Origin of the sequence: Streptomyces sp. CA-142005 (genome assembly GCF_050942335.1) — a bacterium.
In the GTDB taxonomy this organism is placed as follows: Bacteria; Actinomycetota; Actinomycetes; order Streptomycetales; family Streptomycetaceae; genus Streptomyces.
This window is the reverse complement of sequence record NZ_CP192078.1, coordinates 4,564,055-4,587,372: the sequence shown is the minus strand read 5'-3', so window position 1 is coordinate 4,587,372 and position 23,318 is coordinate 4,564,055. Positions and strand designations below refer to the sequence as shown.

At 71.3% G+C, this 23,318-nt stretch carries 19 protein-coding genes, 1 tRNA gene and 1 pseudogene; 11 read left to right on the top strand and 10 right to left on the bottom strand.

The window, feature by feature from the left end; all coding sequences use genetic code 11:
- The first annotated feature begins 50 nt into the window (after positions 1-50).
- Positions 51-1,151, top strand: a complete 1,101-nt coding sequence (locus ACQPXS_RS21470) for an FG-GAP repeat domain-containing protein (protein ID WP_433450940.1) — start codon at positions 51-53, stop codon at positions 1,149-1,151.
- 28 nt (positions 1,152-1,179) lie between these two features.
- On the opposite strand, the gene ACQPXS_RS21465 is transcribed toward ACQPXS_RS21470, so the two are convergent.
- From ACQPXS_RS21465 to ACQPXS_RS21455, 3 genes are all read right to left on the bottom strand, one after another.
- Entirely contained in the window at positions 1,180-1,719 is a 540-nt protein-coding gene (locus ACQPXS_RS21465; RefSeq protein WP_433450939.1) for a hypothetical protein, read from the bottom strand.
- A gap of 158 nt (positions 1,720-1,877) precedes the next feature.
- The gene (locus ACQPXS_RS21460; RefSeq protein WP_433450938.1) at positions 1,878-2,882 is read right to left on the bottom strand and encodes a peptidase; all 1,005 of its coding nucleotides are present in this window, start codon (positions 2,880-2,882) and stop codon (positions 1,878-1,880) included.
- 28 nt (positions 2,883-2,910) lie between these two features.
- Complete coding sequence (locus ACQPXS_RS21455; protein ID WP_433450937.1) at positions 2,911-3,438, bottom strand: hypothetical protein; 528 nt, start codon at positions 3,436-3,438, stop codon at positions 2,911-2,913.
- 319 nt (positions 3,439-3,757) lie between these two features.
- Between ACQPXS_RS21455 and ACQPXS_RS21450 the strand changes: the two are divergent.
- Positions 3,758-4,573: pseudogene (locus ACQPXS_RS21450) on the top strand (tyrosine-type recombinase/integrase); the annotation flags it as partial.
- 71 nt (positions 4,574-4,644) lie between these two features.
- On the opposite strand, the gene ACQPXS_RS21445 reads toward ACQPXS_RS21450, so the two are convergent.
- From ACQPXS_RS21445 to ACQPXS_RS21435, 3 genes are all read right to left on the bottom strand, one after another.
- Positions 4,645-4,717: transfer RNA gene (locus tag ACQPXS_RS21445), tRNA-Arg, on the bottom strand.
- A gap of 84 nt (positions 4,718-4,801) precedes the next feature.
- A complete protein-coding gene (locus ACQPXS_RS21440) occupies positions 4,802-6,418 on the bottom strand; it encodes an IclR family transcriptional regulator domain-containing protein (protein ID WP_433450936.1) in 1,617 nt (538 codons plus the stop codon).
- Between the two features lie 115 nt (positions 6,419-6,533).
- Complete coding sequence (locus tag ACQPXS_RS21435) at positions 6,534-7,751, bottom strand: M6 family metalloprotease domain-containing protein (RefSeq protein WP_433450935.1); 1,218 nt, start codon at positions 7,749-7,751, stop codon at positions 6,534-6,536.
- Between the two features lie 465 nt (positions 7,752-8,216).
- Between ACQPXS_RS21435 and ACQPXS_RS21430 the strand changes: the two genes are divergently transcribed.
- Both ACQPXS_RS21430 and ACQPXS_RS21425 read left to right on the top strand, forming a co-directional pair.
- On the top strand, positions 8,217-8,864 hold the full coding sequence (locus ACQPXS_RS21430) for a TetR/AcrR family transcriptional regulator (protein ID WP_433450934.1): 648 nt from the start codon (positions 8,217-8,219) through the stop codon (positions 8,862-8,864).
- Between the two features lie 180 nt (positions 8,865-9,044).
- A complete protein-coding gene (locus ACQPXS_RS21425) occupies positions 9,045-10,601 on the top strand; it encodes an MFS transporter (RefSeq protein WP_433450933.1) in 1,557 nt (518 codons plus the stop codon).
- Between the two features lie 31 nt (positions 10,602-10,632).
- Here ACQPXS_RS21425 and ACQPXS_RS21420 read toward each other — a convergent pair whose 3' ends face one another.
- Complete coding sequence (locus ACQPXS_RS21420; RefSeq protein WP_351807249.1) at positions 10,633-11,142, bottom strand: MarR family winged helix-turn-helix transcriptional regulator; 510 nt, start codon at positions 11,140-11,142, stop codon at positions 10,633-10,635.
- A gap of 104 nt (positions 11,143-11,246) precedes the next feature.
- Between ACQPXS_RS21420 and ACQPXS_RS21415 the strand changes: the two genes are divergently transcribed.
- Positions 11,247-12,038 (top strand): dioxygenase family protein, encoded by a 792-nt coding sequence (locus ACQPXS_RS21415; protein ID WP_433450932.1) that lies wholly within the window; start codon positions 11,247-11,249, stop codon positions 12,036-12,038.
- Positions 12,039-12,075: 37 nt separating this feature from the next.
- On the opposite strand, the gene ACQPXS_RS21410 is transcribed toward ACQPXS_RS21415, so the two are convergent.
- Positions 12,076-12,594 carry a GNAT family N-acetyltransferase gene (locus ACQPXS_RS21410; protein ID WP_351807251.1) on the bottom strand — a complete coding sequence of 173 codons (519 nt, stop codon included), beginning with the start codon at positions 12,592-12,594 and terminating at the stop codon, positions 12,076-12,078.
- A 192-nt stretch (positions 12,595-12,786) separates the two neighbouring features.
- On the opposite strand from ACQPXS_RS21410, the gene ACQPXS_RS21405 reads away from it, so the two are divergent.
- Entirely contained in the window at positions 12,787-13,785 is a 999-nt protein-coding gene (locus ACQPXS_RS21405; RefSeq protein WP_351807253.1) for a sigma-70 family RNA polymerase sigma factor, read from the top strand.
- A gap of 526 nt (positions 13,786-14,311) precedes the next feature.
- Here the strand turns inward: ACQPXS_RS21405 and ACQPXS_RS21400 are convergent.
- Positions 14,312-15,421, bottom strand: coding sequence for a MerR family transcriptional regulator (locus ACQPXS_RS21400; RefSeq protein ID WP_433450931.1), 1,110 nt, complete (start codon positions 15,419-15,421; stop codon positions 14,312-14,314).
- Positions 15,422-15,573: 152 nt separating this feature from the next.
- On the opposite strand from ACQPXS_RS21400, the gene ACQPXS_RS21395 reads away from it, so the two are divergent.
- The gene (locus tag ACQPXS_RS21395; RefSeq protein ID WP_433450930.1) at positions 15,574-16,329 is read left to right on the top strand and encodes a TetR/AcrR family transcriptional regulator; all 756 of its coding nucleotides are present in this window, start codon (positions 15,574-15,576) and stop codon (positions 16,327-16,329) included.
- Positions 16,330-16,391: 62 nt separating this feature from the next.
- Here ACQPXS_RS21395 and ACQPXS_RS21390 read toward each other — a convergent pair whose 3' ends face one another.
- Positions 16,392-17,381 carry a helix-turn-helix transcriptional regulator gene (locus tag ACQPXS_RS21390; protein WP_433450929.1) on the bottom strand — a complete coding sequence of 330 codons (990 nt, stop codon included), beginning with the start codon at positions 17,379-17,381 and terminating at the stop codon, positions 16,392-16,394.
- A gap of 62 nt (positions 17,382-17,443) precedes the next feature.
- Between ACQPXS_RS21390 and ACQPXS_RS21385 the strand changes: the two genes are divergently transcribed.
- The 4 genes from ACQPXS_RS21385 to ACQPXS_RS21370 all read left to right on the top strand — a co-directional run bounded on the left by ACQPXS_RS21385 (position 17,444) and on the right by ACQPXS_RS21370 (position 23,316).
- Positions 17,444-19,048, top strand: coding sequence for an MFS transporter (locus ACQPXS_RS21385; protein WP_433450928.1), 1,605 nt, complete (start codon positions 17,444-17,446; stop codon positions 19,046-19,048).
- 206 nt (positions 19,049-19,254) lie between these two features.
- A complete protein-coding gene (locus tag ACQPXS_RS21380) occupies positions 19,255-20,016 on the top strand; it encodes a DeoR/GlpR family DNA-binding transcription regulator (RefSeq protein ID WP_433450927.1) in 762 nt (253 codons plus the stop codon).
- A complete protein-coding gene (gene pfkB, locus ACQPXS_RS21375) occupies positions 20,013-20,960 on the top strand; it encodes a 1-phosphofructokinase (protein ID WP_433450926.1) in 948 nt (315 codons plus the stop codon). The genes ACQPXS_RS21380 and pfkB overlap by 4 nt, the downstream gene beginning before the upstream one ends.
- Before the next feature lie 193 nt (positions 20,961-21,153).
- Positions 21,154-23,316 (top strand): PTS fructose transporter subunit IIABC, encoded by a 2,163-nt coding sequence (locus ACQPXS_RS21370; RefSeq protein ID WP_433450925.1) that lies wholly within the window; start codon positions 21,154-21,156, stop codon positions 23,314-23,316.
- Positions 23,317-23,318: the final 2 nt, after the last annotated feature.

Genomic DNA, 23,318 nt, shown 5'->3' with positions numbered 1-23,318 from the left:
AGATGTCGCAGAAAAGACCGGCCCGGAAAGCTCGGAGAGGCCGCACATACGTGATCGCCGTTCTGGCGGCGGTGACGGCGCTGTTCACGGCTCAGGGCACCGCGTGGGCGGGTGCCCCGACGTTTGCAACACATGTCGACTACGCGGCAGGGAACGCTGCTCAGGCGGTGCGGGTGGCCGACTTCAACAAGGACGGGCACCTCGACCAGGCCGTGGCCAATTCGTACGACAACACGGTGTCGGTGCTGCTGGGCAACGGGGACGGCACGTTCAACACCAAGACCGACTACGGCACGGGGGACTACCCGGCCGGCGTCGCCGTCGGTGACTTCAACGAGGACGGCAATCTCGACCTGGCGGTCGACAACCTGAACGGCAACACGGTGTCGGTGCTGCTGGGCAACGGGGACGGCACGTTCAACACCAAGACCGACTACGCGACCGGCTCGGGCCCTTACAAGGTGGAGGTCGGCGACTTCGACAAGGACGGCCACCTCGACCTGGCGGCCTCCAACACGAACGACAACACGGTGTCGGTACTGCTGGGCAACGGCGACGGAACCTTCAACACCAAGACCGACTACGGCACGGGAGCGTACCCGTTCTCGGTCGTGGCGAAAGACGTGAACAAGGACACCAACCTCGACCTGGTCGTCTCCAACGTCAGTGACAACACGGTGTCGGTGCTGCTGGGCAACGGCGACGGAACCTTCAACACCAAGACCGACTACGGCACCGGGAGCTCACCCACCCGGATCCAGGTAGCGGACTTCAACGGTGACAGCAACCTTGACATCGCTGTGCCCAACCTGAGCGACGCCACAGTGTCGGTGCTGCTGGGCAACGGGGACGGCACGTTCAACACCAAGACCGACTACGCGGTGGGCAACGCGCCGGTCCCCCTGGACGTGGCGGACTTCGACGGTGACGGTCATCTCGATCTCGTGGTGGGCAACGCCAACGACAACACGGTGTCCGTGTTGCCGGGCAACGGGGACGGCACCTTCGCCTCCAAGACCGACTTCGCCGCCGACAACGGGCCGTTCGGCATCGCGGTAGGGGACTTCAACGAGGACTCCCGCCCTGATGTGACGGTGGCGAACTACACCTCCGGTGATGTGTCGGTCCTGCTCAACACCACCTCCCCGTAGGACTCGCGAGTCGCCTGGCAGCCGGCTGCTAGGCGACCGAGTGGGTCACTGTTCCGGTATAGGCGCCGGACACCGCGCTGGCGGGCACCGACATGATCAGCGTCGGCTTCCAGATGCACGAGGTGTTGGATGAACTGACCGCGGTGTAGGAGAAGGCGGTGCGGGCGGTGTCCAGCGTCACCTTGTTGGCGGCCGTGGCCTGACCGGGACTGAAGGTTCCGGGCCCCGACTTCGAGGTGGCGGGGCCCGACCAGTAGGACAGGTTTCCCCGTGCAATGGTCTGGCCGGGGGAACCCGCTCCGGTGGTGAAGTTCGTCGCCGACACCGTCGCCGTCCACCGCATCGTGGACGTGCTCGTGACTTGCACCTGCCCCATCTGCACGGTCAGCGTGTTACCGGGCGTGACCGACCCCAGGCTGGCCGAGGCGGGGGCGGTGATCGAGGCGGAGGACAGCGCTTCGGGAATCAGGAAGACTGCTGTGGCCGTCGCGGCGTCCGCCGGAGGCCCTTGTCCCGGAGGCAGGACCAGGAAGTTCGCACACAATGCTCCTCCGACGCCGATCCGCAAGGCGATTCGGGCCCATGAGGGGGATCGTGATCCCACTCATTCTCCTTCTGCTCATCCGGCGTGTGGTTCTCCCGCATTCTGGGTGAGCGCAAGGACTTGTCCGGGTGCTCCGGGCACGCAATTCCGGTGGTTCACCCCAGAGTGTCAACAAGGGGAACTCATGTGTGTTTTCTCGTGGCGCTTCGGCGCCGGTACCGCAGGAACGTCATCGTGGCACCGGTGACGGTCAGCAGAATTCCTCCCGCGGCATACCAGACCCTTCGGTTGGAGGCGATCTCGATCAAAGCGACCGACATACCTCCCGGCTTGGGGAAGGTCAGGCGTGCGGCGAGGTCGTGTTGCACCATGCCGCTTTCCAGGTGCAGGTGCGCGGTCCAGGGTCCGTCGGGCAGGCTCTTGATCAGGCCGTCCACTCTGACCGTTCCCCTGCCGCCCGGTGGCAGGGTGACGCCCTCGGTCAGCGGATGGGCCCCCGCGTCCAGCCCGCCGGGGCCGTCCGAGAGTCTGACCTTCCCCCTCAGGTCCAGTGCCCGCTTTCCCGTGTTGTGCACGTAGGCGACGATGCTCGGCGACCCGTGCTTGTCACGGAGGGCGATGATCTTGGTGATGCGGAAGTCGGCGTACTCCCGGCTGTTACTGACGTCCAGGTACACGCGCGTCCCCACCCGCATGATGGAGCCGATGTTGTGCGCGGCATCCGGTGGCGTTCCGCACTCGGCCCACACCACGGCGTAGCGTTCTCCCGGCGTCGCCGTGTCCGGCACTTTGATGGTGACCTTGGCCTCGGTCTTCTCCCACGGCTTGAGCCTGAGGACGGCGGGCCGGACGCTGGTCCACCGGGTCAGTTCGTTGGGAGTGCGGCCTTCGGCGAACACGAACCTGTTGTCCGCGATCCTGGCCGCGGCCGGGTACAGCTGTACCTCGCGACGGCTGCCCGTCTTGTTGGCGACCTCGAACCGGCGGTGAATGACGGTTCCCGGCCTGAGGTGGTCGACGATGTACTTCAGTGCCCGCGGGTCATCATGCCGCACGACCGGGGCTTCGAGCAGACGGAAGCCGATGAATCCGGTGTCGTACGAAGAGTCCGCGACGGCGGTCGGCACCGCTGTGGTGGAACACGCCAGGAAAGCAGCCAGGGAAGCGGCCAGGACCCGGAGAGACAAGACATTCCTTTTATGCACGGGGCGGGATTCAGGCCACGGAGTGCGTGATGGTGCCGGTGTAGGTACCGGAGACGTTCGACGCCGGCACATTGACGGTGACCGCGGGATTCCAGCTGACTGAGTTCGCGCCGTCACCGCTGGCCCGGGAGAACGCCGTGCGGGCGCTTGCCAGGGTGCCCGCGCTCCCGGCGGTGTGCGAGGGGTTGGTCTCCGCGGTCGCCGAGCCAGGGCTGTATGTCACGTCGCTGCCGCTGACCGTCTCGGCGGCGGTGCCGCCACCCGTCTTGAAAGCGGAACTCAGGGACACGGTGGCGGTCCACGTGGTACCCAGCTGGGAGCGCTGGTCGCTCACTGTCACCGTGCCGAGCTGGCCCGATGCCACGCCGCCGGGGGCGGCGGAGGACAGAGAGGCGGTCGCCGACGCGGTGATGGTGAGGCCCGTCGTCCCGGTCACGGTGAAGGTGGTCGTCGTATCGGCGGCCGTCGCGGGGGTGGTGGTGGCCATGATGGCGCCGACCGTAGCGACCGGGAGCAGCACTGCTGTGCGGACCCTCATTCCCACTCCTCCAACATGTGATCAATAACCGTGCCTATGCGTACACGCCCCAACAGGCAAAGCTGGAGGACGGCTGACGCTCATCACGCGATAGAGGCAACCCCCGGGCGCCAGATGGTCTAACACGTAGCTGAGCGTGACGGCCGTCGCGGATGGGCAATGGCGGCGATGCACAGCCCAGAGACGGACTGCGGGGGTGCCACGGTGCCCCTCAATGCGAACTACGGGCGCGGCGGTCGCTGATGCTTGCTGGGCTGACCAGCCGGCCGCGTACGTGCAGTGATGGTCGGCTGCGGTCGTACCGGTTGCGGTACTTCGTTGGCTCGAATCTCTCAGCGTCCCCGATGTACGCCGGTTCCTCGTGCGCCTGGAGCAGGAGACCACCGGGGCAACGGCCAAGGAAGCGCACCGAGTTCTGCGTTCAGCGCTGTCCTCGGCCTGCCGTGAGGAACTGATCGCGCGGAACGTTGCCAAGCTCGTCGAGCCGCCCCGAACCGACATCCGCGAGTTGAAGCCCTGGAGCCTGGACGAAACCCTCGACTTCCTCGCTGCCTCTCGCAAGGACCCGCTCTACGCGGCCTTCGTGCTCGCCATCGCCATGGGCCTCCGCCGGGGCGAGATCGTCGGCCTTCGCTGGTCGGACCTCGACCTCGACCACCGCGTCCTGTACGTCCGCCAGCAGGCACAGCGCCGCCAGGGCGTCCTGTACGACGACGACCCGAAAAGCCGCCGTCGCCGTGCCGTCCCGCTCCCCGCCCTCTGCATCGCGCCCCTCCGCTGGCACCGCATGCGGCAGGCAGCTGCCCGCGCCAAGGCGGGGGAGAACTGGCAGGAGTCCGCCTACGTCTTCACCACCCGCACCGGCCACCCGGTCGAGCCGCGGAACCTGTACCGCTCCTTCACCCGCATCGCCCAGTCCGCCGGCCTCCGCGTGATCCGGCTGCACGACGCCTGGCACGGCACCGCGACCCTCCTCACGGCGGCCGGAGTCGCGCCCCGCGTCGTGATGGAGATCCTTGGGCACAGCCAGATCAGCATCCCCATGGACGTCTACACCCACGTCGTGCAGGACACCCAGCGCGAGGCCATGAGCCACATGGATCGCCTGCTGCGGAGGCGTCCCGGTCGTCAGTGACCGCCCGCGTTGATGTCAGAAGTAGATGTCAAAGGCCCCGGACCAAGATCGGTCCGGGGCCTTTTCCCTTGTGCCCCCGGCAGGATTCGAACCTGCGACACCCGCTTTAGGAGAGCGGTGCTCTATCCCCTGAGCTACGAAGGCATTGCTCGATCGGTGGCGACGGGGCCACCGCCGACAGTGTAGCGGGTGGGCCCCGCGCGGTACGGCGGGCCGTGCGGGTCGGGGTCAGGATGCGGGGATGTGGGTGAAGCGGGAGGCGGTGTGGAGGTCGGACTCGATGTGGGCGGCGGTCGTGCGCAGGGCGGGGAGGACGTCGTGGACGCAGTCCTCGAGGGTGCGGCGGGCCGCGTGGGTGGCGACGTTCAGCGCGGCGACCGCCCGGCCGGCCCGGTCCCGCAGCGGTACGGCGATGGAGCGTAGGCCCGACTCCAGTTCCTCGTCGACCAGGGCGTATCCCTGGGCGTGGACCTCGGCGAGGGGCGGGGGGAGGGGGCGGGCGGTGTCCGCCAGGAGGACTCGGCCGAGGGAGGTCCGGGCGGCGGGCAGGCGGGCGCCGACGGTGATGTGGACGGTGAGGACGCGGCTCGCGCCCGCTCCGGCCGTGTACTGGATCTCCGTGCCGTCGGGCGTGAGGACCGCCAGCGCCGTCGGTTCGTGCAACCGGTCCGCGAGGGCGCGGAGGTGGGGCTCGGCCAGGCGGGGGAGCGTAGTGCGGGACAGCGGCGGGAAGCCGAGGTCGAGGACGCGGGGGGTCAGGGTGAAGGTGTGGTCGGGGTGCACGCGCACCAGGCCCAGGTGCTCGTGGGTGAGCAGCGCGCGGCGGGCCGTGGCCCGGGCCAGGCCGGTCGCCCGTGCCACCTCGCTCAGGGACAGCGCCGTGCGGCCCTCGCCGAAGGCGGCCGGCACGGTCAGGCCGCGCGCCAGGGATTCCACGAAGTCCCGGCCCAGCTCGTGCTTGGACGCCGTCGTCCAGGTCGCCAGGCCCGAGGGCGGCGGGCCGGGCTCGGGCGGGGCAGCGGTGCGCAGCTCGGACTCCATCGCCGCCACCGCCGTACGAAGGCGGGGCAGGAGGCTGGTGCGCAGGTCGGCTGCGGAGTGCCGGCTGGTGTGGCTGACCACGCTCGCCACGCAGGCCAGGCGGCCGGTGTCCGGGTGCCGTACGGGCACGGAGACCGCGACCAGGCCCGGTTCGATCAGCTGGTCGTCCACCGCCCAGCCGTCCCGGCGCGCCTGCTCCACCCGTTCCGGGAAGGCGGAGTCGTCGGCGGGCAGCTGTCGTGGCGGTACGGCGGGGAAGGCCGCGTCCGTCGGGTCCGCCGCGCGGCGGGCGCGCCAGCGTGTCCAGTCCGGCTCCGTCCACTCGGTGGCGAACAGCGGGCCCGGCGCGGTGCGTTCGGCCGGGAGCAGGTCGCCGATGCGGAAGCTCACGGACATCGCGCGGCGGCGGGTGGCCTGGTGGATGAAGCGGATGCCGTCGAGGTCGGCGACCGCGAGCGAGACCGACTCGTCGAGTTCGTCGGCGAGGGCGTCGGCGTGGGCGCCGAGCAGCGCGGGCAGCCGCAGGGCGGCCAGGTAGGCGTTGCCCAGCTCCATCACGCCGGGGGCGAGGACGACGTCCCGGCCGTCGAGGCGGACGTAGTCCATGCGGGAGAGGGTCGCGGTGACGCGGTCGACGGTGGAGCGGGCGAGGCCGGTGGCCCGTTCCAGCGCGCTGGGGCTGAGCGTGCCGCCCGCCTCGGTCAGCCGCCGCAGCACCCCGACCCCGCGCAGCAACGGCCCGACCGCCTCCCCCGCTTCCGCGCGGGTGTCGGCATCCAGTGCGGTCGCACTCTTCGCGGGCATCGGCTCTCCGGTAAGGGCATACGGGCACGCCTACGGTAGACCGCCCCCGGCGCCCCGTGGCCGAAGAGCCTCCGGCCGGCTCCCTCCGGCCGGCTCCTTCCGGAAGCCGGAGGCGCTACGTCCGCGTCACCCGTACCCGGTACGTCTTGTCCTGGTCCTTGCTGATCATCTGAACGGTGATGCCGTGACCGGGGTCCTTGAAGGTCTCGCCGGGGGAGTAGGGGGCGTCGGAGAGCTCTGCCTGGACGTTGGGGCTGCGGGTGCAGCCGCCGCTGTCCCGGTGGCTGTCGTGGACGGTGACCGGTCCGCGTCCGGTGTCGATCGAGCCGTCCACCTTGTAGATCAGCACGCCCGGCCGGCACACCACCTCGTCGTTGCCGCCCTGCTCCCGCACCTCCAGGGCGTACGCGCTCCACGCGTCGATGGGGACGAGGACCAGCTTGCCGCCGCCGGCCTTGTACAGCGGTGTCAGGTCGTACTCGACGGTGCCGCGCGCCGCCGCGCAGCCCACCTGGGAGCCGTCCAGCCAGCCCAGCTTCCACTTGTGCCAGCCGAGCAGATCGTTCCCGGCCCCCCAGTCCTCGCTCATGATGTCCCAGTGCCCGACCGCGCCCCCGCCCTCCTGCGTGTACAGGTCGGGCAGGCCGAAGGTGTGGCCGTTCTCGTGCGGCAGCACCCGGTAGCCGGTGTGGGAGAAGGAGCCGGAGCCGTCGTCCTGCCGGGAGTAGATGAAGGACGCGTTGGCGACGGGGACGCCGTCGGCGACCGGGGCGGCCTCGCCGTTGCCGGCGAAGGTCACGGACAGGACCGTGTCCAGGGCGGAGGGGCCGGCGTTGGGGGTGACCAGGACGTTGAGGATGTCGTACGCGCGGAAGTCCACCTTCGGGTCGGCCGCGGCCACGATGTCCTGCACCAGCTCCCGGTAGCCGGGGTCGAAGGGCGCGCCGCGCTCTATGCCGTACTCCTTGAAGGGCTTGGGCATCCGCAGCCATGTGGTGACCGGGGTCTCCGGCCGGTAGTCGAGGCGGCCGTAGGACGCGGTGCGGAACCAGTCCCGGGTCTGCGGGAAGAACTCGTGGAAGCGGTCCATGGCGCTGCCCTGTCCGGGCGCGTCGGAGAAGTCGACCATCAGGGTCAGGGCGTGGAGCGTGCCCGTGGAGCGGGCGTAGCCGTGCGGGGTGGGGATGCCCTCGGTCATCTGTACGTCGACGCTGCCCTGGATCGTGCAGGGGATGAGAGCGGAGCGGGCCGTGCCGATGGGTCCGGCGGTGCTGGGCGCCATCAGGTGTCCGGTTCCGGCCGAGGTGCCGACCGCCACGGTCAGGGCGGTCACCGCGGCGAGTACAGCCGCCCGGCGCGGGCGTATGCGGCGGCGGGAGCGCGGCGGGCGCGCTTCGCGGGCGGGGCCGCCCCGGTGGGCTCGTGCGTGGCCGAAGCCGCCGCGGGCTGCTGTGCGGGCGGGGCCGCCCCGGGCTCCTGTTTGCGCAGGGCATATGTGGCGGGGCGGCTGCGGCTGCATGCATGGACCCTTCGCTCCACGGCAGCCACAGGTCTCCGGCTGCACCCTTGCGATCACCCTGTGTCGGCGGGGTGCGGGGCGCGCGCTGGAGGAGACCGATCGTGGGAATGCGGGCTCGCACGGGGGTGAATCCCGGCGGGATGTGAGTGTGTCTCAGGTCACAGGAATTCTTTTCGTGCTCGGGAAATAACCGGGGACCCTCTCCCCGTTTAGCCCTGCGTCAGAGCGAAACGGGGACTGCATCCCCGGATCGCCAAGCAGCAGACCGAGGAGTACGCCGTGCCGACCGCGACCACCCCCGTAGCGCGCAAGGTGCCCCGGCCCCGCGCCGACGCCGTGCGCAACCGGGAGCGGATCGTCACCGCGGCCCGGGAGATGTTCGTCGAGCACGGTCCGGACGTGCCGCTCGACGAGATCGCCCGCCGGGCCGGCGTCGGCAACGCCACGGTGTACCGCAACTTCCCCGACCGCGAGGCCCTCGTCCGCGAGGTCGTCTGCTCGGTCATGGACCGTACGGCCGAGGCGGCCGAGGTGGCCCTCGCCGAGACCGGGGACGCCTTCGCCGCGCTGGAGCACTTCGTGCACGCCGCCGCCGTCGAGCGGATCAGCGCGCTGTGCCCGATGATCGCCAGCAGTTTCGACAAGCACCACCCCGACCTGGAAGCCTCCCGCGAGCGTGTCGAGCAGCTCGTGGAGGAGGTCATGGGGCGGGCCGTGGCGGCAGGCCAGCTCCGGCCCGACGTCGGCGTCGGCGACCTGATGATCGTCGTGGCGCAGCTGAGCCGGCCCCCGGCCGGCACGGACTGCCTGCGCGGCGACCGTTTCGTCCACCGCCACCTTCAGCTGTTCCTCGACGGCCTGCGGGCGCCCGCCCGCTCCGCCCTGCCGGGCACGGCCGTGACCATCAAGGAGCTGCGCGACTCGTGACCGATTAGTTCGGCCCCCGATCCCAGTCCACCCGTAGGCCGGCACACCCGGCGCCCCGGCCGTCACCGTCGACGAGCCACACCCTGAGCTTCCGTTTTTTCGTCCTACTCCCTGTTTTCTCGATCTTTTCCGCACGTTTTCCGTCACGTTCCGTCTCGAAGTCCCGAAGTGGGTACCCCCATGTCCGAAACAGCCCGAAAGGCTGCCGGCGCCACCGCGCCGACCGGCGTCGCCGCACGCGGCGGCGACGCCAACCGCTGGAAGGCGCTCGTCTTCATCGCGCTCGCCCAGCTGATGGTCGTCCTCGACGCCACCATCGTGAACATCGCCCTGCCCTCCGCCCAGAGCGACCTCGGCATCTCCGACGGCAACCGGCAGTGGGTCGTCACGGCCTACGCCCTCGCCTTCGGCGGTCTGCTGCTCTTCGGCGGCCGTATCGCCGACAAGTGGGGCCGCAAGCGCGCCTTCGTCACCGGCCTCGCCGGCTTCGCCCTCGCCTCCGCGCTGGGCGGTGCCGCCACCACCGGTGCGATGATGTTCGGCGCCCGCGCCCTCCAGGGCGTCTTCGGCGCCCTGCTCGCCCCGGCCGCGCTGTCGCTGCTCGCCGTGATGTTCACGGACGCCAGGGAGCGCGCCAAGGCGTTCGGCATCTACGGCGCCATCGCGGGCGGCGGCGGTGCCGTCGGCCTGATCCTCGGCGGTTTCCTCACCGAGTACCTGAACTGGCGCTGGACCTTCTTCGTGAACATCCCGTTCGCCATCGTCGCCGCGGCCGGCGCCTACTTCGTCATCCGTGAGCCCGAGGGCGGCCGCAACCGCTCCCCGCTCGACATCCCCGGCGTGATCCTGTCCACCCTGGGCCTGGTCGCCCTCGTCTACGGCTTCACCCGTGCCGAGTCCGACGGCTGGAGCGACGCGGTCACCGTGTCCATGTTCATCGCGTCCGCGGTGCTGCTGACCGCCTTCGCCTTCGTCGAGTCCCGGGTCAAGGCCCCGCTGCTGCCGCTGCGCGTGGTGACCGACCGCAACCGCGGCGGCATCTACCTCTCGCTCGGTCTCGCGATCATCGGCATGTTCGGCCTGTTCCTCTTCCTGACCTACTACCTGCAGGTCGTGAAGGGCTACTCGCCGGTCAAGACCGGCTTCGCGTTCCTGCCGATGATCGCGGGCATGATCACCGGCTCCACCCAGATCGGCACCCGGCTGATGACCCGCGTCCCGGCCCGCCTGCTGATGGGCCCCGGCTTCCTGGTCGCCGGCGTCGGCATGCTGCTGCTGACGCAGCTGGAGGTCGGCTCGTCGTACGCCGCCCTGCTGCTGCCCGCGATGCTGCTCCTGGGCCTCGGCATGGGTACGGCGTTCATGCCGGCCATGTCCCTGGCCACCATGGGCGTCGAGCCCCGGGACGCCGGCGTCGCCTCCGCGATGGTCAACACCTCGCAGCAGGTGGGCGGCGCGATCGGCACCGCCCTGCTGAACACGATCGCCGCCTCCGCGACGACGTCGTACGTCAAGGACCACATCGCCGGTGCGGCCGCCAAGCCGCAGCAGCAGCTGGTCCAGCTGCAGGGCCTGGTGCACGGCTACACCGCGGCGATCTGGCTCGCCGTCGGCATCCTGGGCCTCGCCGCCCTGATCGCCTTCACCTTCGTCAACGCGGGGCGCCCGGGCGCCACCACGGTGGCCTCCGGCGAGGGCGTCGAGGACGAGGTGCCGGTGCCGGTGGTGGCCCACTGACCGGCCGCAGCGCGCGTGGCCGCGCGCTGACCTAGCGGAGCCAGGGCAGGTCCGCACCCGCTTCATCGGGCTGGAGGCCCTCGGCGACGATCTCCATGATCTCGCCGAGGGCCTTCTGCTGTTCCGGGCTGAGCCGCTCGAACAGCGCCTGCCGTACGGCGGCCACGTGCCCCGGCGCGGTGCGCCTGAGCACCTCGGCGCCCTCGTCGGTGAGCACCGCGAACTGGCCGCGCTTGTCGGAGGGGCAGTCCTCACGGCGCACCCAGCCGTTCTTCTCCAGCCGCGCGATGGCGTGCGACAGCCGGGAACGGGTGATCTTCGCCTGCATCGCCAGCTCGGTCATCCGCAGCCGGCGGCGCGGTGCCTCGGCGAGGCCGACGAGCAGGCCGTAGTAGATGTGCGGCATGCCCGCGTCCCGTTGCAGCTGCCGGTCGAGGTGGTCCTCCAGCAGGGTGGTGGCGTGCAGGTAGGCGCGCCAGACGCGCTGTTCCTCGTCGCTGAGCCAGCGGGGCTGTGCGGCGGAGCCGGATGCCGTGTTCATGTACTCCACTGTACGAGGCATCTCCTTGAAACTTGAACTAGTCGGGCGTACGGTTGCACATGGAACTTGAGAGTTAAAGCAACACTGTCCTGGGAGCCGCCGCGATGTCCACCAGCAGCCCGGAGCGCATGCCCGCCCTGTACCTCAGTCACGGCGCCCCGCCGCTCGCCGACGACCCCGTCTGGCCCGGCCAGCTCGCCGCCTGGTCCGCCGGCCTGCCCCGCCCCAAGGCGATCCTCATGGTCTCCGCCCACTGGGAGGAGGCCCCGCTCGCCCTCGGCGCGGTGGAGACCGTCCCGCTCGTCTACGACTTCTGGGGCTTCCCCGAGCACTACTACCAGGTCCAGTACGCCGCCCCCGGCGCCCCCGAGCTCGCCGAGTCCGTCCGCAAGCTGCTGCGCGCCCCCGGCACCCCCGTCCAGGACATCCCCGACCGCGGCCTCGACCACGGCGCCTACGTCCCCCTCGTCGAGATGTTCCCCGCCGCCGACATCCCCGTCCTGCAGATATCCATGCCCACGCTCGACCCCGTGCGCCTGATGGACATCGGCCGCAAGCTCGCGCCGCTGCGAGACGAGGGGGTGCTGATCGTCGGCTCCGGCTTCTTCACCCACAACCTCGCCGCCCTGCGGTACACGGGGAGCGGCGTGCCCAGCTGGTCCTCCGAGTTCGACGACTGGGGCCGCCGCGCCCTTCAGGCCCGCGACTGGGACGCCCTGCTGGACTTCCTGAACAAGGCCCCGGCCGGCCGATACGCCCATCCGCGCACCGAACACTTCGCCCCGCTCTTCGTCACCATGGGTGCGGCGGAGGCGGGGGGCGAGCTCGACGCGCAGAAGTCCGTCATCGACGGGTTCTGGATGGGAATGGCCAAGCGGTCGGTGCAGTTCGGATGAGTGCGGGCCCTCAAGGGCGCCCAGGGACCCCTCGGGGTCACAGCTCCTTCTCGTACCAGGCCACGTCCCAGTAGCGGCCGAACTTGCGGCCGACCTCGCGGTACGTGCCGACATACCGGAAGCCGAAGCGGGCGTGCAGCCGTTCGGAGGCCTCGTTGGGCTGGGCGATCCCGGCGTAGGCGCGGTGCACGTCCTCGTCGGCCAGCGCCTTGAACAGGGCCTCGTAGAGCAGCGTGCCGACACCGCGCCGCCCGGCGTCCGGGGCGACGTACACCGAGGTCTCCACCGACGTGACGTACGCGGGCTTCGGCCGGTAAGGGCTGGATGTGGCGTACCCCAGAATCCGCTGTGACTCCGCGTCCGTGGCAACCTTCAGCCGGTGCGGGCCGTCTTCCGGGTGGGAGAGCAGCCAAGGGCGGCGCTCCTCCGGAGTGAAGATCGCGGTATCGAAGGTGATGGCCGTCTCGCGTACATAGTGGTTGTAGATCGCCGTGAGAGCGTCGAGATCTCCCTCGACTCCCGGCCTGACCTGCACCTCTGTACGTTGCGTGGCCATGTCGCCTCCCCGTGTGGCGGACAGGGTACTGCATGATCAGAAAAATTGGGGGGCGGGTTGGGAATTCTGTCCGGATTCCAGTCGTTGTTTCCCACGGATGCAGGGCACTCGGAGAGAGTCGCCACAGACCCTCCCCCGATGCCGAGCGTTCAGCAGGACCACCCGCCAGCCCACCATCGCAAGGGAGCACGCATGGCAACCCGTGCCGTCGCCCGTCGTCAGTCCGCCACCGGCGAGACGGTCGACTCGGCAAGCAGTGTTCGCGCCCATGGCGGCGAGATCGCGGACCGCGACCTGGTCGGCATGTACCTCGACGAGATCGCGCGCACGCCGCTGCTCGACGCCGCCAAGGAGGTCGAGCTGTCCCAGACCATCGAGGCGGGTGTCTTCGCGCAGCAGGTCCTCGACGGTGAGGAGGAGTCCAAGACGGACGCCACCCGCGAGGAACTGGAGGCGCTGGTCGCCGCCGGCGAGCGGGCCAAGGACATCTTCATCCGTTCCAACCTCCGCCTCGTCGTCGCCGTGGCCCGGCGCTATCCGCGCAGCGGCCTGCCCCTGCTCGACCTGATCCAGGAGGGCAACGCCGGTCTGGTGCGCGCGGTCGAGAAGTTCGACTACCGCAAGGGCTTCAAGTTCTCGACGTACGCCACCTGGTGGATCCGTCAGGCCATCACCCGCTCCATCGCCGACCAGTCCCGCACCATCCGGCTCCCCGTCCACCTGGTGGAGGAGCTGGGCCGCATCCGCCGCGTGCAGCGCGAGTTCAACCGTGAGCACGGCCGCGACCCGGAGCCCGCGGAGATCGCCGTGGAGCTGGGCGCGACGCCGGAGCGCGTCATCGACGTCCTGGACTGGGCCCGTGACCCGGTCTCGCTGAACATGTCGGTGGACGACGAGGGCGAGACCCAGTTCGGCGACCTGCTGGAGGACACCTCGGCGGTCTCCCCCGAGCAGTCGGTCATGACCCTGCTGCGCAGCGAGGAACTGGACGACCTGATCGGCCGCCTGGACCAGCGCACGGCCTCCATCATCAAGATGCGCTACGGCATCGAGGACGGCCGCGAGCGCACCCTGACCGAGGTCGGCAAGGAACACGGCCTGACCCGCGAACGCATCCGCCAGATCGAGAAGCACGCTCTGCTCGAACTGAAGAAGCTGGCCCGCCAGACCGGCTTCGACGCGGCGGCGTAACGGAGTTACGACGTGCCGGTGCCGGCTGTGAGAGGGGCGCCCGTGGGCTGAGTCGGGGGTCGCGGTGGGCCGCGGTGCGGGAGCGCGGCGGCCGGCAACCTGTGGTGCCTGTGGGCGTCGGGTGCCTGGGGGAGCGCACGCCGGTGGCGAAAGGCGGCGCGAACATGGCGCGGTCCCATCGCTTCAACTCCCGGGCCCGCGGGAACAACCCTTCCGGGCCCCCAGCAGCCAGGCCCGGGACCGCACTCCCACGCACCAACCGCACAGACCGGGCCGACCCCACGCGCCCACCGCACGAACCGAACCACACAGCCAGGTCCCGACGCACATCCCCCCCCGGCGCCGGGACCTCCCAGCCGGGCTTCGGCACCTATCCCCCCCGGGTGCCGAGGCCCGGCTTCATGCGTGTCTGTATCTGCGACTTCTCGACCGCTTGGGTCGGTTGAGGGTGCCGCCTGTCAACTGATCGGTCGCTGGGGTCGTTCCTGTCCGTCCGTTCCTGCCGTCCGTTCCTGTCCGGGCGTTCCTATCCGGCCACCGCCCGCGCGCGCAGGGCTGCGGCCGCCCAGTCGATCGCCGGTGTCACCGGCTCGGGGGCCGGCCAACCGTTGACGAGGGCCAGCAGGCGGAGATAGGTGTCATGGCGGGGTTCGCGCGCGGCTTCGAGACGCTGGAGCAGCCACTCGTGCGGCGCGGCGTGACCTGGCTGCCCGCAGGCGGGGGCGCATCGGGTGACAAGGGCCGCGACGACGGGATCCGCTTCCGGCGCCTCGGGCCTGATGCCGGACGCAAGGGCGGTGTTCACGACATCCCGGGCGACGGCGACGACGTCCGGGACGGGGGGCGTGCCGGCGACGCTGCCCTCGCGGCCGTGCCGGGTCCCGGCATGCTCCCGGACCAGCCGTCGTACGGCCGCACGGAACTCGTCGTCGAGCGACAGCTCGGCCAGCTCCACCCACGCCGTCACCTGTTCCTCGGTCGCGTGGTCGGGCAACTCGGGGGTGAGGGAGCGCCGGAGCCCGCCCTCGGCAGGATGGGGCGCGTCGGCCGGGGCGAGTTGGGGCGATGCGTTGGCCGGGGAGGGGTGGGGTGATGCGTCCGCCGGGGCGAGGTGGGGTGGTGCGTCGGCCGGGGAGGGGTGGGGTGGTGCGTCGGCCGGGGAAGGCTGGGGTGCGTCGGTCAGGGAGGGCTGGGGCGGTGCCTCGAAGACGGCGTCGAGGAAACCGTCGATCAGGCGGCGCCGCTCCTTTTCGGACAGGGTCGCCAACCGGTGCATGAATTCCATCTCCTCGAAGGTCGGTTCACGCCTGGCCGCCACGGCGGACAGCACCGCCCGGCGCAGGCGCAGCGCACTGATCTGCACGTCCAGCGCGGCCACCTGCTCGGCCGCGACCCGGCCGAGGCCGAGCGGCCGGTCCACGATCCGCCGGATCACCTCCAGGCCCAGGCCGAGTTCGCGCAGCGTCCGTACGAGCGCCAGCCGGGCGACCGCCTCGGGGCCGTAGCGGCGGTAACCGGCAGGGGTACGGCTCGCCGGCACCACGAGATGCTGATCCGAGTAGAAGCGGATGGTCTTGACCGACAGCCCGGTACGCCGGGCCAGCTCACCGATCGAGTACGCGATGCCGGAGTGCATGACCCCACCTTCCGGTCTCCCCTGGCGGGAGACTCAAGTCTGCGCGGGCGGCGGGATGGTGGCGCGTCATGGAACGACGGCCCACCCCGTACCTGAACCCCGGGGTGGACCGTCGGATGGCAGATTCTGCCACATGGGCATAGCCTGCCGGGATGAGCACCACCCCCGGCACCCCGCCGAGCACCACCCCCGGCACCACCTCCACCGCTGCCCGTGAATCGCGTTCCGCCTCCGCGCCCGTCTCGCTGACCGAACGCCGCAAGGCCGAGACCCGGACGGAGATCGCCCGGGCGGCGGCCGCCCTGTTCGTCCGCCAGGGTCTGCGGGCGACCCGCGCCGAGGACATCGCACAGGCCGCCGGCATCGCCCCGCGCACCTTCTACCGCTACTTCGCCACCAAGGAGGAAGCGGTCGCCCCCCTCTACGCGGCAGGCGCCCAGCGCTGGGCGGAAGCGGTCCGCTCGGCCCCGGCCCAGCTCGGCGTCCCCGAGGCCCTGGAGCACGCCGTGCAGCACACCCTCATCCCCGGCGCCGGCGTCTCGGCCGCGTCCTGGGAATGGGTGCGCACCCTGATCCGTCTGGCCGACGCCAGCCCTGCCCTGCGCAAGGTCTGGGCGGAGGTGTGCCAGGCGTCGGAGCGGAGCCTGGCGGAGATCCTCGCGCACCGGATCGCGGCAACGGCAACCGGCCGTGAGCCTGGCCGACTTGACGGTCGTGGGACCGGTGAGGCGACGGTCACCCCCGACCTCCGCTTCGCCGCCGCCGTCGCCGGCGCCGCCGTCCGTGTGGCCGTGGAGTCCTGGGCCGCCACTTCCTCCCCGCCCACGGGCCCGGACGGCCCCGCGACCCTGGCGCTGCGCAACCTCCAATCCCTGCGGGACTTCGAGTGGGACGCCGGGGAGGGCTAGAGCCGTCCCCGGCGCCGCACGCCGAAGAGCCCCTCGCCGAAGGGCCCCTACCGAAGGTGTCCTCACCGAAGGGTCCCCTCCTCGCGGACATCCGCCCCCGCTCGACTCAGCCGCGCACCCAACTCGCGGACGCATGCGGCCAGTTCACCCGGACCCCGCACCGTGAACTCGTACCCCGTCATCGCCAGCCGTACTGCCAGCCACTCCAGGGGATCGCCGAAGGCGCCCCGCAGCACACAACCGCCCGCGCCGTCGTCCTCCGGCACCCCGAGCCCCGCCGGCAGGCGTGCGGAGACCTGCTCCGCCGTCGCGGCGAAGCGCACCGCGAACTCGTACCTCTCCTGCCGCCGCTGGATGGACTGGCGCAGATACTCCGCCGCGCTCCCCGTCGGCAACTCCCGTGGCGCGAAGCGGGCTCCGGTCGCGAACGGCTCGCTCACCCGGTCCACCCGGAAGGTCCGCCAGTCGGCGCGGTCCAGGTCGTAGGCGACGAGATACCACCGCCGCCCGGTCGACACCAGCCGGTGCGGTTCGGTCAGCCGCCGTGACTCGCCGCCGTCCTTGTCGCGGTAGGCGAACCGCAGCCGCTCGTGCCCCGCCACTGTCGAGGCCATCACGGTCAGCGTCTCCGGTGCGATGGTCGGCCCGTCCCCGCTGGTCAGCGGTGTCGTCGCGGCCTGGAGCGTGGACACCCGGTGGCGCAGCCGGGCCGGCAGCACCTGCTCCAGCTTGGCCAGGGCCCGTACGGAGGCCTCGTCCACGCCCTCCACCGCATGCCCGGCTCCGGCCCGCAGCCCCACCGCGATCGCCACCGCCTCCTCGTCGTCCAGCACCAGCGGCGGCAGCGCCTTGCCGGCGACCAGCCGGTATCCGCCGTCGGCCCCCTTGCTGGCCTGCACCGGATACCCGAGCTCACGCAACCGGTCGATGTCCCGTCGCACGGTGCGCCGCGACACCCCGAGCCGCTCGGCGAGCTCACCGCCGGGCCACTCTCGGGGGGTCTGGAGCAGGGAGAGGAGCTGCAACAACCGTGCCGGGGTGTCCGTCGTCATGAGTACGAGGATGCCGCACAAGTAGGACACGATCTGACCTAATGGCCTCCTAGCTTGAGCGCATGACCCACGGCGACGACAACACCTTCCCGGGGCGCGCAGCCGCGTCGATCAGCGGCTCCGCCACAGGGCGCGACAAGCCACAGACGACCGGCACCCGGGTGACCACACCCCCTCCCACGGCGCTCCCCGAACCCATCCCCGACCGAACCCGATGGCTGGCCCTGGCCATCGTCATGACCGCGGCCTTCATGGACCTGGTGGACGTGACGATCGTCAACATCGCCATCCCGTCCATCCAGCGGACGGCCCACGCGTCGGTCAGTCAGATCCAGTGGATCACCGCCGGCTACGCCCTGGCCTTCGCCGCGGGTCTCATCACCGGCGGACGTCTCGGCGACATCCATGGCCGCAAACGGCTGTTCCTGATCGGTGTCGGCGGCTTCACCCTCGCCTCCGCCCTGTGCGGCTTCGCCGCGAACCCGGAGATGCTGGTCGCCTCCCGCATCCTGCAGGGCGGTATGGCGGCGATGATGGTGCCGCAGGTGCTGTCGATCGTGCACGCCACCTTCCCGGCCCACGAACGCGGCAAGGTGTTCGGCCTGTTCGGCGCGATCGTGGGCCTCGGCGCGGTCTCCGGACCGCTGCTCGGCGCGCTGCTGACCGAGTGGAACCTGTTCGGCCTCGAATGGCGGCCCATCTTCCTCATCAACCTCCCCGTCGGCGTCCTGGCCTGGATCCTGGGCCGCCACTTCATCACCGAATCGAAGGCCCCCAGGGCGCTGAAGCTGGACCTCGTCGGTGTCGCCCTGGTCTCGCTGGGCCTGCTGATGCTGCTCTACCCGCTCACCCGCGGTCGCGAGCTGGGCTGGCCACTGTGGGGGTACCTCTGCATGGCCGGCGCGCTCGTCGTCTTCGCGGCGCTGGTGTCGTACGAAAAACGGAAGGCGGCCAGGGACGGTTCCCCGCTCATCGAACTGTCCCTCTTCCGGGTGAAGAGCTTCGCTGCGGGCATCGCCGTACAGACCGTTTTCGGGGTCGCGCTCGGCATCTTCTTCCTGGTCTGGACGCTCTACATGCAGATCGGCCTGGGCTGGAGCCCGCTGCGGGCCGGGCTGACCGGCGTGCCGTTCTCCCTCGCGGTGTCGACGGCGGCCGGGATGTCGGTGCAGAACCTCGTACCGAGGTTCGGGCGGAAGGTGCTCCAGGCGGGCGCGCTGGTCATGGCCGTAGGCGTCCTGCTCTACCTGTGGGAGGCGCACCGGTACGGCCTCGGCATCGCCTCCTGGCAGATGTCCCTCCCGCTGGTCGTGATGGGCGCCGGCATGGGGCTGATCGTCGCCCCGCTGACCGACGCGGTGCTCTCCGAGGTGCCGCGCCAGCACGCCGGGTCCGCGTCCGGGCTGATCAACACGGTGCAGCAGATGGGCAACGCGCTCGGCCTGGGGCTGGTGTCGGTGGTGTTCTTCGGCGAGATCGGCGACCGGCCGGCCCCGGCCCAGGGCGGCCCGGCCTTCGTGCACGCCTTCCAGCACGCGCTGTGGTGGGTCGCCGGGATCATGGGCGCGATCTTCCTGCTGATGTCGGCCCTGCCGAAGCGGCCCGCACAGCAGGTGGAGGGAGCCGAGGCGGAGGCGCCGGCGCGGGAGCCGGAGCTGGTGCACTGAGCCGCGCCTGACGGGCCCGGCACCTGCGGGTGCCGGGCCCGTCGCATGCCCGTCCATGCCCCTCTGTCCGGCCGGACGCCCGATCATGTCCGGTTGAAGCCCGAACCTGTTTACTTTCCGGAAATCCCGGCGTAGCCTCGCGACTGAAACCACACGTTCGGGCATCAGTCAGAAGTGAACGGACATCGAGGCGGAGGCGAGCACGCATGTACGCACCGGAACGGCAGCAGGAGATCCTCCGGCTCGCACGTGACGGCGGCCGGGTGGACGTGCTGTCGCTCGCCGAGGAGTTCCAGGTCACCGCGGAAACGATCCGCCGCGATCTGAAGGCCCTCGACCGCGCGGGCCTCGTCCGCCGGGTGCACGGCGGCGCCATCCCGGTGGGCCGCCTCGACTTCGAACCGGACCTCACCGAGCGCGAGTCCACCGCCGCCGACGAGAAGGACCGCATCGCCAAGGCCGCCGTCGCCGAACTGCCGACCGAGGGCACGATGATCCTCGACGCCGGTACGACGGTCGCCCGGGTCGCCGCCGCGATCCCGCTGGAGGCCTCCCTGACTGTCGTCACGCACAGCCTGCCCATCGCCGCCCGCCTCGCCGACCACCCGGGCATCCAGCTCCATCTGGTCGGGGGGCGCGTACGGCACCGCACGCGCGCTGCCGTGGACGCCTGGGCGCTGCGCGCATACGGCGAGATCCGCGCCGACGTGCTGTTCGTGGCGGCCAACGGCTTCTCCACCGAGCACGGTCTGACCACCCCGGATCTCGCCGAGGCCGCGGTCAAGCGGGCCGCCGTCGCGGCCGCCCGGCGCGTGGTGCTGCTGGCCGACTCCTCCAAGCACGGCCAGGAGCACTTCGCCCGGTTCGGCGACCTGGGCGATGTGGACCTGCTGATCACCGACAGCGGGCTGAGCCCGGAAGACGCTGCCGCCATCGAGCGCGGCGGCACGGAAGTAGTACGCGCATGATCCTCACCGTCACCCCCAACCCCTCCCTCGACCGCACCTACGAGGTCCCCGCCCTGGAACGCGGCGAGGTCGTCCGCGCCACCGGCGAGCGCATGGACCCCGGCGGCAAGGGCGTGAACGTCTCGCGCGCCGTCGCGGCCGCCGGCCGGCGCACGGTCGCCGTTCTGCCCCTGGGTGGTGCGCCGGGGGCGCTCATCGCGGACCTGCTCGACGCGCAGGGCATCGAGGTCGCGCCGGTCCTGATCGCCGGAGCCACCCGCTCGAACATCGCGCTCGCGGAGTCCGACGGGGTGCTCACCAAGATCAACGCGCCGGGCCCGGAGCTGTCGCAGGCCGAACAGGAGCTCCTCCTGGACACCGTGCACGAGCAGTCCCGCGACGCCGACTGGATCGCGTGCTGCGGCAGCCTGCCCCGGGGGCTCGCGCCCTCGTGGTACGCCGACGTCGTCACGCGGGCGCACGCCGGGGGCGCGCGCATCGCGCTGGACACCTCGGGGCATGCGCTGCTGGAGGCACTGGCCGCGCGGCCCGACGTGGTGAAGCCCAACGCCGAGGAGCTCGCGGAAGCCGTCGGGCGCCCCCTGGCGACCGTGGGCGACGCGCTGAAGGCGGCCGAGGAGGTACGCGGCATGGGCGCGCGCGCCGTGCTCGCCAGCCTGGGCGCCGACGGGCAACTCCTCGTGGAGGACGCGGGCACCTGGTTCGCCACCGCCTGCGTGGACACGGTCCGCAGCAACGTCGGCGCCGGGGACTCCTCCCTCGCCGGGTTCCTGATCGCCGGCGGCAGCGGCCCCGAGGCCCTCGCCTCCGCCGTCGCCCACGGCGCCGCCGCCGTCCAGCTCCCCGGCAGCGTCATGCCGACCCCCGCCGACCTGGACCCGTCGGCCGTGACCGTCACGGCCGAGATCCCCCTCGACCGCGAACTGACGGAGCCGGTGTCATGAACGCCCTCGCGCTCCGCCGCACCCGCCCCGGCACCCGGCGGCCGGGCGCTCACACCGCGTCCACACCCCAGGACGTGCCCACCGGGCCCGCCTCGAAGCGGCGATGTTCCCCGGTACTCGCCGCTGCCCCCACCCCCGTCCCCCTTTCCGCCCACGCCTCCCCCCGGGCGATACGCGTGCATAGGAGCCCGCGATGAGCGACATGATCACCGCGGACCTGGTCGACCTCGACCTGTCCGCCGACACCAAGGAAGCGGCGGCGCGCGCCCTCGCCGAGCGCATGGTGGCCCAAGGCCGGGTGACCGACCTGGAGGGCTTCCTCGCCGACGTGGCCGCCCGTGAGGCCCAGATGCCGACCGGCCTCGACGGCGGCATCGGCATCCCGCACTGCCGCAGCGCCCACGTCACCGAGCCGAGCCTCGCCTTCGGCCGCAGCGCCGCCGGCATCGACTTCGGCGCCGCGGACGGCCCGGCCGACCTGATCTTCCTGATCGCGGCCCCGGCCGGCGCCGACGACGCCCACCTGACGATCCTCTCCTCACTGGCCCGCCAGCTGATGAACACCGAGTTCACGGACGCGCTGCGCGCGGTGACCGACACGCAGACGGCGGCCGCGCTGATCCGCGGCGACGAGACGCCGAGCACCGGGGGCGCGAACCCTGCGGCGGGCGCTGCTCAGGGCGCCGTGGGCGCTGCGGGCGCAGGCGGCGCCCTCGAAGACACCGCTGCGGCGTCGGTGGCGGCCTCCGCCGACGCCGCGGCGGGCACCACCGCGCAGGCGCCGGGCGCGTCCACCCCGGCGCAGGCGACCCCCGCGGGCGCCGGCTCCGCCGCGGGCTCCGGCGAACGTCCCTTCCGTATCGTCGCCGTCACCTCCTGCCCCACCGGCATCGCGCACACCTACATGGCGGCCGAGTCCCTGGAGAATGCGGGACGCGAGGCGGGCGTCGAACTCGTCGTCGAGACACAGGGCTCGGCCGGCTTCACCCGGCTGGACCCGGCGGTGATCGCGGCGGCGGACGCCGTGATCTTCGCGCACGACGTCCCCGTACGAGAGAAGGACCGTTTCGCCGGAAAGCCGACCGTCGACGTCGGCGTGAAGGCGGGCATCAACCGCCCCGCCGCACTCATCACGGAGGTGCGCGCGAAGGCGGCGCGCGGCGAGACGAGCGCGCCGGCGCCCGCCTCGGGCGGCACGCCGGTCGAGCGCGCGGGCGACTCCACCGAGGGCTACGGCACCAAGCTGCGCAAGTGGCTGATGAGCGGTGTGAGCTACATGGTGCCGTTCGTCGCCGCGGGCGGTCTCCTCATCGCCCTGGGATTCGCGATCGGCGGCTACAAGATCAACAAGGCGCCGTCGGTCATGGACCACTTCGTGTGGACGCAGGCCGACAGCTGGGGCGCGCTGTCCTTCCAGATCGGCGTCGTCGCCTTCGGCTTCCTGGTCCCGGTCCTGGCCGGCTACATCGCCTACGGCATGGCCGACCGGCCAGGCCTCGTCCCCGGCTTCGTGGGCGGCGCGATCTCCCTGACCATCAACGCGGGCTTCCTCGGCGGCCTCGCGGCCGGTCTGATCGCCGGCGGTGTGGTGCTGGCCATCCAGAAGGTGCGGATACCCCCGGCGTTGCGCGGCATCATGCCGGTGGTGGTGATCCCGCTGATCTCCTCGGCGATCGTCGGATTCCTGATGTTCGTGGTGATCGGCAAGCCCATCGCCAGTGCCCAGAAGGGCCTCACCGACTGGCTGAACGGCCTCACCGGCACCAACGCGATCCTGCTCGGCGCCCTGCTCGGCCTGATGATGTGCTTCGACCTCGGCGGCCCGGTCAACAAGGTCGCCTACACCTTCGCCACCGCCGGCATCGCGGTCTCCAACCCCAGCGACTCCGCCATGAAGATCATGGCCGCGGTGATGGCGGCCGGCATGGTCCCGCCGCTGGCGATGGCCCTGGCCACCACCGTGCGGGGCAGGCTGTTCACCCACACCGAGCGCGAGAACGGCAAGGCCGCCTGGGTGCTGGGCGCGTCCTTCATCTCCGAGGGCGCCATCCCGTTCGCGGCGGCCGACCCGCTGCGCGTGATCCCCTCGTCGATGGTCGGCGGCGCGCTCACCGGCGCTCTGTCGATGGCCTTCGGTGCCACCCTGCGCGCCCCGCACGGCGGCATCTTCGTGATCCCGCTGATCGGCAACCCCTTCCTGTACCTCATCGCCATCGCGGCCGGCGTCTGCGCCACCACGGCCCTGGTCGTCCTGCTCAAGGGCATGCGCAAGCAGACCGCGGAGACCAAGGCCACCGACCCCGCCGCGAACGCGGCCACCGCGGCAAAGGAGACCAAGCAGCCCGTGGCGGCCTGACC

Bases quoted from the DNA above. Each gene is read 5' to 3' on its own strand.
- ACQPXS_RS21455 (WP_433450937.1), bottom strand. From the start codon at position 3,438: ATGAGGGTCCGCACAGCAGTGCTGCTCCCGGTCGCTACGGTCGGCGCC.
- ACQPXS_RS21440 (WP_433450936.1), bottom strand. From the start codon at position 6,418: ATGCCCGCGAAGAGTGCGACCGCACTGGATGCCGACACCCGCGCGGAA.
- ACQPXS_RS21425 (WP_433450933.1), top strand. From the start codon at position 9,045: ATGTCCGAAACAGCCCGAAAGGCTGCCGGCGCCACCGCGCCGACCGGC.
- ACQPXS_RS21420 (WP_351807249.1), bottom strand. From the start codon at position 11,142: ATGAACACGGCATCCGGCTCCGCCGCACAGCCCCGCTGGCTCAGCGAC.
- ACQPXS_RS21415 (WP_433450932.1), top strand. From the start codon at position 11,247: ATGTCCACCAGCAGCCCGGAGCGCATGCCCGCCCTGTACCTCAGTCAC.
- ACQPXS_RS21410 (WP_351807251.1), bottom strand. From the start codon at position 12,594: ATGGCCACGCAACGTACAGAGGTGCAGGTCAGGCCGGGAGTCGAGGGA.
- ACQPXS_RS21405 (WP_351807253.1), top strand. From the start codon at position 12,787: ATGGCAACCCGTGCCGTCGCCCGTCGTCAGTCCGCCACCGGCGAGACG.
- ACQPXS_RS21400 (WP_433450931.1), bottom strand. From the start codon at position 15,421: ATGCACTCCGGCATCGCGTACTCGATCGGTGAGCTGGCCCGGCGTACC.
- ACQPXS_RS21395 (WP_433450930.1), top strand. From the start codon at position 15,574: ATGAGCACCACCCCCGGCACCCCGCCGAGCACCACCCCCGGCACCACC.
- ACQPXS_RS21390 (WP_433450929.1), bottom strand. From the start codon at position 17,381: ATGACGACGGACACCCCGGCACGGTTGTTGCAGCTCCTCTCCCTGCTC.
- ACQPXS_RS21385 (WP_433450928.1), top strand. From the start codon at position 17,444: ATGACCCACGGCGACGACAACACCTTCCCGGGGCGCGCAGCCGCGTCG.
- ACQPXS_RS21380 (WP_433450927.1), top strand. From the start codon at position 19,255: ATGTACGCACCGGAACGGCAGCAGGAGATCCTCCGGCTCGCACGTGAC.
- pfkB (WP_433450926.1), top strand. From the start codon at position 20,013: ATGATCCTCACCGTCACCCCCAACCCCTCCCTCGACCGCACCTACGAG.
- ACQPXS_RS21370 (WP_433450925.1), top strand. From the start codon at position 21,154: ATGAGCGACATGATCACCGCGGACCTGGTCGACCTCGACCTGTCCGCC.